We start from the raw sequence: 13281 nt of genomic DNA, 5'->3' as shown, positions 1-13281 counted from the left end.
TCAGATTAATAGATAACTACTTTATATTCTGCTACTTCTAAAGAACTTACTATTTTAGTAGTAGTTGACAGGCTGAAAACGAAACCAGCGTTTTTAACTGTATTGAAATCTATTTGAAACATGAGTTGGAACAACATACATAAATATATATATCACCTTATACTTATACCTTTATTCATTCTTTCTGCATTCAATACACTGGCACAAGAATCAAAAGGAAATAAGAAAGTCATCTATGCTAAATTAAAAAGTTCTTCTGCCTCCATACTTCAGCCTTGGTCAAGAACTTATATTGAAGATAGAGACTACCCTGCAGAAATGTTATCTCCTTCAAGCTACAAGCATTTATTACACCCTAAAACTTCTGTTTTTTCAAATACTCGTTTTTTTCCAAGAGAGGTACCGGACATCTTAGAGATTCACTTGAAAGATGGTGCTTCTGTCGAACAAAGTATTATAGAGCTTAAAAAACATCCTTTGGTTGAATATGTTGAAGTAGAAGATTTTGTGGATGACCTTCAATACATTCCAAATGACCCAAGAAGTGGAGAACAATTCTCAATCTCATTACACAACCTTTATGAAGCTTGGAACATCAGTAGAGGTAACCCGTCCGTTGTAATTGGTCTTCATGATAGTGGTTTCCAAGTGGACCATGAAGACCTGACCAACAACCTCTATGAAAACACTGCAGAAATAAACGGATTTGATGGAGTCGATGATGATAACAATGGATATATTGATGACTTCCATGGCTGGAACTTCACTAAAAATTCGAATGATTTAACAGGTACTGACCATGGTACAACAGTAGCTGGAAATGGTACTGCTAGTTCTGACAACAACATTGGTACTACAGGATCTGGTTTTCATACCACTTACTTGCCTACTGTAAGAAGTGCATTAAGTAGTCTTGTATATGTGGCAGAACAACCCGGAGTAAAAATTATCAATATGTCTTGGGGAAGCAACAGTACAAAATCAATTGCCTACCAAGAAATTATCAGCTTCTATGCTGAAGATGCTGAATATGATATTCTGTTTGTTGCAGCAGCCGGAAATAATACGCATGGAAATGTACCTACAGACTACTACCCTGCTTGTTATGAAAATGTACTGGCTGTCACTGGAGTAGATGCAAATAGAGTAAATAGAAATAGGACAAGAGGTTATTTAATTGATGTTGCCGGAGCAGATGGCTCATTGGCACCACATAAAGACAATAGCTATGGTAATGGAGGAGGAACTTCATATGCCAGTCCAACTGTTGCTGGTATAGCAGGACTAGTAAGGGCACACTACCCTGACCTTACAGCCAAGCAAGTAGCTGAATTGATTCGCTTTACTTCAGACTCTACTTTTTACAGCGAAACTGGAAACGAAAACCTAAACTATTTACAAGGTTTTGGTATAGTTGATGCACACCTAGCCCTTACTCAAAGAGATAATATACACGTTGTTAGAGCTAGCAATATCAAATGGAGTAAATTAAACACTGACGATATTTCCATCACTCCTGGTGATACGATGGAAGTCTGGTTTGATTTTCAAAATATACTCAATGGTAATTCCAATCTTAGAATAGAAATCTCTTCTTACAGTGATGATTTCACACCTATTTCGAATGAAATTTCCATAGGTCAGTTAAGTGAGTTACAAACCACCAACAATAGTAGCTTCCCATTTACATTTAAGCTAGAACCTTCCGGGTCTGTACACAGTAACCATTACTTCAGACTTGATTTCTATGATGATGCAAATAATTACCATGACTGGCAAAATGTTGAACTAAATATCACTTTAGAACAATATATTAGCTTTAATTACCTCTATGGTTACTTTAGGCCTGAAGGTACTTTAGGTACAAGAAATGGACTTAATTATAATAGCCATCAAATTACAAGACAGGCTGGATTTATGGTTGTAGCCGACAATAAAGTAGTGGACGCAACCTACACCAACCCTGAAAGCGATATCAGAAGTGCAGACTTTGTTGGAACGACCCCTATCGCTTTAGAGTATGCTCCAACTGTAGATGAAAATTACCCAATCTACCAATACAATACTTCTTTTGCAGATGAAGACGCTGATCAACCTATAGGTATTGAAATTGATCAGAAATTGTTTGGCCGATTTATTATCGATAGAGAAAAATCTATTTTCACTGAGTTAAAAATCACCAATAGAGGAAATGGTACATTCGATTCCGTAAGAGTTGGTTTATTTACCGATTGGATGATGAGTTTTGAAGGATCTAGTATTTCTTACCCTTTAGATAGTGGTGAAATTTCTTATGATCCAACAACCCAAACAATCATTGCCAAACATGCAAGAGATACTCGATATGCTGCCGTTCGATTGCTTAATGAAGGGCAAGTTCACGTACAATGTTTAGATCAAAAAGATGGTACTAGTGATATAGACATCAGTGATGGATTTTCAGATGCAGAAAAAATTCAGTCACTTACTTCAGGTATAGGAACGATTAATATTAGTAATGGTGCATCAGGAACAAATGTCAGCTCAGTAATCGGTGTCAGTCTTCCAAGTGTAAAAATCAATGAAGAAGTTAGAGTAGGTTTCCTTGTTTCAGTAGCAGATTCATATGATGAACTAATCACACAGTTAGATAGTACTGAAGTTACAGCACAATATTGGCTGAAAAGTCCATCTCCTGTTGTGGCCCATCAGATTGCTCATCAAGGTGAATATGTAGACATCCATACATCAAACTTTGATTCTTTAGCTCTTTACAAAAAAGAGTCTTCGAATAGCAATGCTGAATTGATTTCTAGAGGAAGAATCTTCCAAGTCTTAATTGATAGTATCGATCATTATTATGTACAATCTCAAGGTAGATATGTTTATAATGGTGACTTGATTCAATTAACCGGAGATGCTATTCCTATATTATCTGTTTCCAGCCCAATGAATGTTTGTAAGAATACAAATGTAATCATTGCTCCCGCTGGATGTAACAGTTATAATTTTTATGATAATGAACTATTAGTAACCCCTTTATATAGCGGCAAAACACTAACCTTAACAGATATCTCATCTGATACACTCTTCTATATTACTTGTGCAGAGTTAACTAGTGAAAATGATTATACTAAGGTCGATATCTTAGTAGATGAAGTCATTACCGACTACAGCTTATCAGATAGTACCTCTCATATTGGAGGAAGTATCACTGCAGAATTTACCCAAATTGATAAAGCGAGAACATGGTCATGGTATATGGATGGCGAAAAAGTTGGCGATACTGACGACATAAGTATTACTCCTTCATTTACAGAGGCAGGCACTCATCAGTTACGTCTCTTTGCTAGTAACTTATCCGGCTGTACTTACATTATATCAAAAGAAATTGAAGTTTCTGTTGACAATGTTTCAAGCTCAGTGGTCTCTATCTTGGAAAATAGCATAGTGTATCCTAATCCTGTCGTCAACCACCAAGTAAATATCTCTACGGTGAAGAATGTTGGGAAAATGAAATTCGACCTTTATACGGTTGAAGGTGTGAAAATCGAAGAAAGTTTACCCTATAAAATTAATGGTAATACTTACGAAATTCACCTACCAAAACATATCCCATCACACACCTATATTTTGAAAGGACAGGCAGACGGAGGAAGCAATACATGGAAAATTGCTATACATTAACATCTATTCATGAGATAATTGTTCTAGAGGCAAGAAACTATCATTTATAGTGTTAATGTTTTGATTAATAGTCAAAACAAAGTCGTACATTTGCACACTAATTGAAAAAGAACCAACTATAGTAATATGCGAAAGTTTTTAGGACTTATTCCTGCACGCTATGGGTCATCTAGGTTAGAGGGTAAGCCATTGGCTGATATTTGTGGAAAACCTATGATCCAACATGTGTATGAAAGAGCCAAAGCTGCCTTAGATGATGTTTATATCGCTACAGATGATAAGCGTATTGTAGAAGCAGTAGAGTCTTTCGGAGGAAAAGTAATCATGACTTCAGCAGACCATGAAAATGGTACTACTCGTTGTCTTGAAGCACTTGAGCTTGTCAACAAACAAACTGATGGTCAATTTGATGCAGTAGTCAACATTCAAGGAGACGAACCATTATTGGAGCCATCGACACTAACTGAATTAGTAAACAGTTTTGATGAAGAAACAAACTTTGCTACTCTCGTAACTCCTGTAGTTCATGCAGAAGACTTAGAGAATGAAAGCGAAGTTTTTGTTACTTTTGATCACAATAAAAACGCTTTGTATTTCAGTAGAGCTGTTATCCCAACCGTAAGAGGTAAAAAACGTAAGGATTGGATGCAGTATACTACATTTTACAAACACTTAGGATTGTACGCTTATACTAATGATGCCTTGAAAAAGTTCTCATCGTTAGCTCCTACGACTTTAGAAAAATTAGAGTCATTAGAACAGCTAAGATGGATTGAGCATGGTTATCAAATTAAAGTAGGTATTACAGAACACGATAGTATTCCTGTTGATACCAAAGAAGATTTGGAACGTGTGAGAAACATTATGCAAGAGTTAGTCTAAAATTTACAAATAGCTAACGTTAATCATTGGTCGTTATTTCAAAAAAAAACTAAATTGCGCCTCATTGGAAATTGAGTTTCATTGTGAGACAAATATCTGATAAATAAGCAATAGAATACAGATGAGTAAAAACATTGTAAAAGTTGGTGACATCAACTGTGGTGCCGACGAATTATTCTTGATCTCTGGACCTTGTGTTATCGAGGACGAGAGCATCATGATGAAAACAGCAGAGAAATTAAAAGAAGTTACGGAACGTTTAAACATTCCGATGATCTATAAGGCTTCTTTCCAGAAAGATAACCGTTCTTCTGTAGATTTTTATAGAGGTCCTGGTATCGAGGAAGGCTTACGCATTATGCAAAAAGTCAAAGACGAATTTGGTTTCTCATTAGTGTCAGATATTCATTACCCTGATCAAGTGAAGCCTGCTGCTGAAGTATTAGACATCTTACAAATCCCTGCTTACTTATGTATGCAAACTGACTTAGTTGTTGGTGCAGCAGAAACAGGTAAAGTAGTGAACATAAAACACGGTCAGTTCTTAGCTCCTGAGAACATGATCAAGCCAGCTCAAAAAATTGAATCAACTGGTAACAAAAACATCATCTTAACAGAGAGAGGTTATTCTTTCGGTTACAATGATTTGATTGTTGACCCTCGTTCATTCTATGAAATGAGAAAAACTGGTTACCCTGTAGTATTCGACGTAACTCACTCTATTCGTAAATATGGTATCCCTTCTGCGGATCCAAACGGTGGTGCTCGTCAGTACTTAGGAACATTGGCTAGAGCTGGTGTGGCTGCAGGTATCGATGGTTTATTTATCGAAACTCACCCTTGCCCATCAGAAGCACTTTGCGATGCTGCAAGTCAATTAGATGTAAATCAATTAGAAGAGTTTATGAAACCTCTTATTGAATTACACAACATCGAAGTTAGTTACCGCAAGTAATTACTTCTTCAAAGTAGATATTAATTAGCAAATTATATACTTAATAGTAGTATGGAATTATATTTAGATTCAGCAGAGATTAATGAGATCAAATCTTCATTTGATCAACTTCCGTTCATGACGGGATTAACAACAACTCCAACATTCATGGCTCGTCACGGTATCACAGATATCGACGGAACTATTGTTGAATTATCTAAAATTGTACCTATTCTTCAAATTGAAGCTTTAGGCGATACAGCAGAAGAAATCGTTGCTGAAGCTAAGCGTCAAGAAGCTTTAGGTTTAGACCGTGATAAAACAGTATACAAAATACCTGTTTCTAAAGAAGGTCTTAAAGCATGTAGCATGTTAGTAAAAGAAGGTTTCAAAGTGAACATTCACCTTGTATACACTTTACAACAAGCTTATATGGCAATGCAAGCTGGTGCAACTTATGTATGTCCACTTGTAGGTCGTTTACAAGATCAAGGTCACAATGCTTTATCATTAGTTGAAGATTGTGTTGAAGCTGTAAACTACTACGGTTACAATACTAAAATCATGTTCTCATCAGTTCGTACTATCCAACACGTACGTGATGCTGTTGAAGCTGGTGTTCATACAATTACTGTACCTTGGAAGATCATGTCTCAATTAACTGAGAACCACTTCACAAAAATCGGTACTGATCAGTTCGTAAACGATACTCGTTTAATGACTGTTAGAGTTGGTGATGCTTTAGCTGAAGCTAACCCTACAATCACTGCTGAGTCTACAGTTGCTGAAGCTTTAGTTGTTATGACTAACAACAAAACTGGTGCAGCTACAGTAGTAGATGCTAACGGTGCTGCTATCGGTATCTTTACTGATGGTGACTTACGTCGTTTAGTAACTGAAAAAGGTGGTGATGTTTCTAACATCCAAGTAAAAGAATTAGGTTTAAAAGAGCCTATCTCAATCGATGCTCACGAATTATTATTCGCTGCATCAAACCTTATCAAAGAAAAGCAAGTTGATGAATTGGTAGTAACACTTGACGGTAAAGCTATCGGTTTATTAGACGTTCAAGATATCGTAAAATACTAATCTCTAATTATGAGAGAAGAGTTATTTATTGAAGGAGGAGGCGTGTTTGTAACACCCTCCTCTTCTCTTATACAGCAATTGAAGAAGATTAAAGGACTAATCTTTGACTGGGATGGCGTATTTAACGGAGGTGTTAAAGGTGGTGCTATGCCTAGTCCATTCTCAGAAGTAGACTCAATGGGGGTAAACATGCTCCGTTTTGGTTACTTCTTGGAACATGGTGAAATCCCTTTCACTGCAATTGTTACAGGAGAATACAATGAAGCAGCTTTCAAATGGGCGAAAAGAGAACACTTTGATGCTGTATGTTACCTTGTTAAAGACAAAGTAAAAGTTCTTCCTTTAGTTGATGAAATGTCTGGTGTTAAAGCTGAAGAGATTCTTTTCTGTTTTGATGACATCTTAGATATCTCACTAGCAAGAGAAGTAGGCAGTAGATTTATGGTCGGAAGATCAGGAAGTCCATTATTTACTGAGTATTGCAGAATGAATGGCCATTGTGATTATATCACAGGAAATTCTGGAAGTAATAATGCTATTAGAGAAATCTCTGAAGTAGCTCTTTGTTTATTAGATCGTTTTGATGAAACCATCGACAAAAGAGTTGAATTTGAAGGAGAATACGCAAAATATATCAAGATGCGTAATGAAATTGAAACCAAATACTTCAAAAATGAAGGTGGAGATTTCAACCCAAGCAACCCTCTCTAGAATATAAATTAGTATGTAGTATTTTAAATTAAGTAGTTAAAAAAATACTAATTATTGAATACTACATACTAAATATTAAAAATTTATCAACAAAAAGAGACGATTAGCTAAAATTCATTGCCCACAAATTGGAAAAAGGCTAGGATCAAAATAACTTTGCTATCCGATTAATGTTTCAAACAAACCTTAAATAACTAAGCCTTTGAAAGTAATAGATCGTCTAACGCAAGCTGCTGAAGAGAAAAAAACGCTATTCTCTTTTGAATTACTACCTCCAGTGAGAGGAAAAAGTATCCAATCTCTTTTTGATGCTATTGATCCACTAATGGAGTTCAATCCTGCTTTTGTGGACGTTACCTATCACAGAGAAGAATACATCTACAGAGAATTACCTAACGGTTTATTCGAAAAGTCAGTACAACGTCATAGACCAGGTACTGTTGCCGTTTGTGCTGCAATTATGCACAAATACAATGTAGATACTGTACCGCATATTATTTGTGGTGGCTTTTCTAAGGAAGAAACTGAAAATATCCTTATTGAGTTAAACTTCCTAGGCATTGAAAATATCCTTGCATTAAGAGGAGATGCTGCAAAAGGTGAAGCGGCCTTTACACCACACCCTGATGGTTATGGCTATGCTTCTGACTTAGTAGAGCATATCACTTCAATGAACAATGGTGAGTTTAAGTACGGTGAAAACACAGGTTTTAAAACTGGTTTTTCAGTTGGTGTTGCTGGTTATCCTGAAAAACACATGGATGCTTCTAACTTAGATACAGACATCAAATACTTAAAACAAAAAGTTGAATTGGGTGCTGATTATATCGTTACTCAAATGTTCTTCGATAACCAAAAGTATTTTGATTTTGTTGATAGATGTAGAGCAGCAGGAATTACTGTACCTATTATCCCTGGTATTAAGCCGCTAACTACAAAGAAACAGTTAACTCTATTACCTAATATCTTTAAGCTTGATTTCCCTCAAGAACTAATCAAAGAAGCTGAAAAGTGTAAGGATAATAAAGAAATCAAGAAATTGGGTATCGAATGGGGTATTCAACAATCTAAAGAATTGATCGAATATGGTGTTCCTGGAATGCACTTCTACTCAATGGGTAGATCTACTTCAGTAAAAGATATTGCCGAAGCAATTTTCTAGGATCTAAAAATATATCTAACTTAATGCAACAATTGGTATCACCGGTTGTTGCATTTTTTATTTTATGGAGTGGTTAAGCAGTATACTTTTACTTTATTTTATTTTCCTGCATTGGTCCAACAACCAAAAGCACAGCACTTCAATATCTAAATATTACCCATACCTACTGATAGTAAAACTCTTATTAGGTATTGCTATCGGATTATTATATTCTTTTTATTATCGAGGAGGTGATACTTTTGGGATATTCAAAGACGCCAATACTTTAAGAGATATTGCTATAAACCAGCCATTAGACTATCTCGATTATATCTTTAGTAAACCTTATCGATATCCCGAAGCAATTCAATCAAAGCTTCTTCAAAGTAATGCCTCAACTGCGATTTTTGCTATCCTATTAAGTTTCGTAAGTCTTTTAACAGGTGGAAATTATTGGGTCACAAGTCTATATTTAAGCTTTATCTCATTTATATGTATCTGGAGATATCTCAACAGTGTTTATCAAATCTATCCAAAACTAAAGTATAGTTTAATTATTCCTTTTTTCTTCTTACCCTCATTTTCAATGTGGAGTAGTGGTATTGTCAAAGAATGTCTATCTATGGCTTTTCTATTCTATACTTTAAGTATTTGTATTGATTACTTATCACATAATACAGTCAAAAAAAGGAATTGGGTATTAGCTGTAATCTCCTTATTTCTTCTTTTTCAAATTAAATTCTACTACGGAGCTCTTTTTATTGCCTTGTCACCAATGATGATCGTATTTAAGTATCGACATCAAATGAGATTTAAAAACTGGAAATGGATATTACTTCCTAGCTTTCTTATCACTCTAGTTATTCTGACATTACCCTTTTTACATCATCATCTGAATTATCATCAAATAGTACATACTATCTATTTAAATTATCAGAAATTATATTCTGCATCTACTGAAGGACATGCTATTTATTTACCACTGTTCGATGATTCAATTAATGGCTTAATCCAATCATTACCTACAGCGATAATTAAAGCTTTTACTTCTCCGAAAATCACGTCAGAGAGTTCTATTTTTTATGTAATCATCAAAATAGAGAACTTCTTGGTACTCGGTTGTTACTTATTATCGCTTTATTTCCTCTTAAAAAACGATACAATAAAAAAACGCCCATGGCTATTATGGACGTTTATATATATATCAATAATAATTATTCTATTTATAGGGATTCTTGCTATTGCCAGCCCCAATTATGGTTCACTTAACCGATATAAAATCGGAGCTGTAGTTTTACTGTTTCAATTGTCTTTGAGTAGTATTGAGGTACATTATACAAAGAACTTTTCATCAAGGTAAATTTCTGCCATCATACATCTTGTTCCCCCTCCACATACCGTTTCGATAGTAGTTATTGGAGAGTGTAGCAGTTTGACATACTTTTCCATTGTTTCTCTCTGCTTATTGGTAAAAGCATTAAATGCTTGAGTAGACATTGTTAGCACTTTATCTCCTTTTAGAGATGTCACTTCCAATACATTGCAAGTAAATGCTCTCATCTGATCCAACGAGACATCTATAATCTCCTTACCATTTTGGGTAAAGCTCTCAAATAAATTACTCTTTTCTTTATCGTCTTTGATAGATTCTCCACAAACTACGACAAAGTCAGACTCAATGGATAGCATCACATTTGTATGATAGATTGGAGTATTAGTATCATCAACAGCATTAAATAGCACTCCTTTATACCCTAATTCAGCCAAATGATCATGAAATAATTGCTCATTCGTTCTGTGTGATACACAAGCATACCCTATTTTATTTACTCTATCGAAAATAATACTTCCTGTACCTTCCAAGAATATATCTTTATCCTCGAAATGAGATAAATCTAGTTTTTCTGAAATATGAAAACACATATCCAACATTTCTATAACATCTTCTCTCTTTTCTAGCCTTCTATTTAGAGGTTTCATAGGGTAGAGATATAATTTTCCATCGGTGTGAGTGGAAAACCAATTGTTTGGAAATAATGCATCTGGAGTATATGGCTCCGGAGTATCATCTACAACGATAACATCAATATTGTTATCTCTTAATGTTTGTACGTATTGGTCAAACTCTGCTAATGCTTTGACTTCTATGTCTTCTAAATTCTTCAAAGCATCAATATTCTGAAACTTATTATCGACAGCAGTGTCTTCATTAAAACCAAATGAAGCGGGTCTCACCATTAAAATGTGAGATGCTGAGTTATTGATTTCATGCATATTCGTTCGGTTAGTGTGTCTTTGGTGTCAATTATACTTATTGAAAAAGGAAGAATAAAAATTTTTTTCAAAAAAAATAGAACTTTTTTTCTTAAAGTGTCAATATCAACCTTTTAGAATAAACGATATGGAATACACAAATTTACAAACATGAATACATAGGATAAGTTTACACTTAATATATATTTTTTAAATAAGTGTGATTAATACAAAATTTATTTTAATTAAGTGTTGATATACACTTATAAAATTTTGTTTAAAAATATTTTGACAGAATAAAATAAAAGTGCACCTTTGTAATGTCGAAAGAGAAAAACGTTTCTCTGATCTAAACAGACAGAGAGTTTATATAGATATTAATTCATCTTTAAAAGATGATCAAAGATATTTCAGTTTTAAAAGACTGTAAAAAATAAGTAATAATTCATTTCATTTCATACTTTATTGGGAGAGGTTGTCATTCAGTGGCAACCTCTTTTTTGTATATCATTTTTTTAGCAACTCAGATCTTAACTCAAACCTAATTGTCGACATTCCCCTGAAGTAGTAGAATTTAATTTGTAAGAAATTCTAGATTCAATTCCCTTCATATTCAATCAATAGTCACTTAACATTAAATTCATAAGAGACTATAAATCAACATTTCGAATAATTATTCACTTATTTATAATCAAAATAAGAAATAGGAAATCTTACACTTATTGAGGTTATTTTTGATGTAAATCAACATAATTTTTAAAAATAAAATTTCATTATATTTCATTAACATTTTATTTTAAAATTTATTCATTTAAGTGTTGCTCCGTACACTTATAAAATATAAGTCGATGATTCATCAATAATTCAAAATCATACTACGGGATCAGATTACACTTATAAAATAAAAAATATATAAGTGTATTTACAACGGAATAATAAATAATTAAATAGGCGTTTTACACTTATAAAATTTTACTCAAATTCATTTTGACGAAAGAATTTTTTACCACACCTTTGTAATGTTCTCAATGACGAGAACGGAAATAAAGAAGAACATATTATCATTATTATATAATTTAAAAATCATGAAAAAATTAACATTAGTATTCGTTGCTTTCTTATTGACATTTAGTTCTTACGCTTCAGAATTATATTTACCATTTAACGGAATTTCATATTTCTTTAAAACTTCTGAAAACGGAACTTCAGCTACATTATTATTAGATAACTTAGAAGGAGAAGAAGTTAACTTCACAATATCTAATGAAGCTGGTAAAATATTTATGACAAAAACAGTTATTGCTTCAGGAAAAGTTAAAGAAGACATTAATTTCAAAGCATTACCTGAAGGAAAATATAACTTTAAGTTACAGTTTGAAGATAAAATGATGGTTAGAGATTTCTATATTACTTCTAATAAAACAGCAGTAATGATGAACTATCAATTAGCTACTTCAAACCAAAAGTTTAAAGTATCTGTAGTAAAAGATCAATTAAACATGATCGTAGGTAGCAATGTTAAAGGTTTTGTAAAGTTATCTCTTAAAGCTGATAACGGTGACGAAATCTACAACACTAAGTTTGTTGCTGGAGCGAAAAACGTAAAACGTTTTGACTTATCAGAGCTACCAAAAGGTACTTACTTTGCTGAGATGGTAATCGACGGTGTTGCTTACACTGATTCATTCTCAGTACTTTAATAAAGACATAATAAATAATAAGTAATAATTCATTTCATTTCATACTTTATTGGGAGAGGTTGTCATTCAGTGGCAACCTCTTTTTTTGCTTATAGATTTCTATTAAATTGTGTCTTTCTACATCTAACTAGCTTAACGATGAAAACTAACTATACTGATACTTCTTTAAGTATTAAAAACCTAGCGGAAGAAGATAGACCTAGAGAGAAGCTTCTTCTAAAAGGCAGACAGGCTCTTACAGATGCCGAATTAATTGCTCTTCTTATCGGTTCTGGAACTCCTAAGTTATCTGCAATTTCGGTCGCACAGCTCCTCCTAAACTATTGTGAGAATGATCTTAACAAATTAGCTCAACTTTCTGTTAAGGAATTAAAGAAAATAGAAGGTATCGGAGATGCTAAAGCAGTAACTATTACTGCAGCTATTGAACTAGGTCGTAGACGTAAAGAGGCTGATAAGCCAACTCGTCCTAAAATCAGTTGCTCTAAAGATATTTATGCTTTGTTATCCCCTTACTTACTGGATTTAAACCATGAAGAACTTTGGGTGGTCCTTATGAGCAGGTCGAATAATGTAATCGCCTTAGAAAAGATTTCTATGGGAGGAATGACAGGAACTGTAGCTGATCCTAAAATTATCTTTCAAAAAGCATTAGAAAAAGGGGCTTGTTCTATTATTCTATCACATAATCATCCTTCTGGACATGTCAAGCCTAGTCAGGCCGATATATCATTAACGAAAAAAGTAAAGAATGCTGCTCAGTTTTTAGAAATGCCACTTCTCGACCATCTCATCTTTGGAAATGACAGTTATTTTAGTTTTGCAGATGAAGGAATATTATAGTTCATTGGTCTTGTTCATAAAAATTAGTAAATTATTATACTGTTTTTCAAACTACCATATAA

Annotated in this window: 10 protein-coding genes; 9 read left to right on the top strand and 1 reads right to left on the bottom strand. The window is 33.9% G+C overall.

Features of this window, described 5'->3' with window-relative positions:
• Positions 1–120 precede the first annotated feature (120 nt).
• From HGP29_RS02140 to HGP29_RS02110, 7 genes are all read left to right on the top strand, one after another.
• Positions 121–3666 carry a S8 family serine peptidase gene (locus HGP29_RS02140; RefSeq protein ID WP_168880665.1) on the top strand — a complete coding sequence of 1182 codons (3546 nt, stop codon included), beginning with the start codon at positions 121–123 and terminating at the stop codon, positions 3664–3666.
• Positions 3667–3792: 126 nt separating this feature from the next.
• On the top strand, positions 3793–4548 hold the full coding sequence (gene kdsB / locus HGP29_RS02135) for a 3-deoxy-manno-octulosonate cytidylyltransferase (protein ID WP_168880664.1): 756 nt from the start codon (positions 3793–3795) through the stop codon (positions 4546–4548).
• Positions 4549–4669: 121 nt separating this feature from the next.
• Complete coding sequence (gene kdsA / locus HGP29_RS02130) at positions 4670–5503, top strand: 3-deoxy-8-phosphooctulonate synthase (RefSeq protein WP_168880663.1); 834 nt, start codon at positions 4670–4672, stop codon at positions 5501–5503.
• A gap of 51 nt (positions 5504–5554) precedes the next feature.
• Positions 5555–6571, top strand: a complete 1017-nt coding sequence (locus HGP29_RS02125; protein ID WP_168880662.1) for a transaldolase family protein — start codon at positions 5555–5557, stop codon at positions 6569–6571.
• Between the two features lie 9 nt (positions 6572–6580).
• Entirely contained in the window at positions 6581–7282 is a 702-nt protein-coding gene (locus tag HGP29_RS02120; RefSeq protein WP_168880661.1) for a phosphatase, read from the top strand.
• Between the two features lie 202 nt (positions 7283–7484).
• Positions 7485–8444: a methylenetetrahydrofolate reductase [NAD(P)H] gene (gene metF / locus HGP29_RS02115; protein WP_168880660.1), complete on the top strand. Its 960-nt coding sequence runs from the start codon at positions 7485–7487 to the stop codon at positions 8442–8444.
• A 64-nt stretch (positions 8445–8508) separates the two neighbouring features.
• Complete coding sequence (locus HGP29_RS02110; RefSeq protein ID WP_168880659.1) at positions 8509–9783, top strand: hypothetical protein; 1275 nt, start codon at positions 8509–8511, stop codon at positions 9781–9783.
• On the opposite strand, the gene ctlX is transcribed toward HGP29_RS02110, so the two are convergent.
• Positions 9756–10697 (bottom strand): citrulline utilization hydrolase CtlX, encoded by a 942-nt coding sequence (gene ctlX / locus HGP29_RS02105; protein ID WP_211093174.1) that lies wholly within the window; start codon positions 10695–10697, stop codon positions 9756–9758. The two genes, HGP29_RS02110 and ctlX, sit on opposite strands and share 28 nt — an antisense overlap.
• A 1064-nt stretch (positions 10698–11761) precedes the next feature.
• Between ctlX and HGP29_RS02100 the strand changes: the two genes are divergently transcribed.
• Both HGP29_RS02100 and radC read left to right on the top strand, forming a co-directional pair.
• Positions 11762–12376 (top strand): hypothetical protein, encoded by a 615-nt coding sequence (locus HGP29_RS02100; RefSeq protein ID WP_168880658.1) that lies wholly within the window; start codon positions 11762–11764, stop codon positions 12374–12376.
• A 138-nt stretch (positions 12377–12514) separates the two neighbouring features.
• Positions 12515–13219, top strand: a complete 705-nt coding sequence (gene radC / locus HGP29_RS02095; RefSeq protein ID WP_168880657.1) for a RadC family protein — start codon at positions 12515–12517, stop codon at positions 13217–13219.
• Positions 13220–13281: the final 62 nt, after the last annotated feature.

The organism is Flammeovirga agarivorans, from assembly GCF_012641475.1.
Lineage (GTDB): Bacteria > Bacteroidota > Bacteroidia > Cytophagales > Flammeovirgaceae > Flammeovirga > Flammeovirga agarivorans.
The sequence above is the reverse complement of the archived record's forward strand: the minus strand, read 5'-3'. Positions and strand labels throughout refer to the sequence as shown.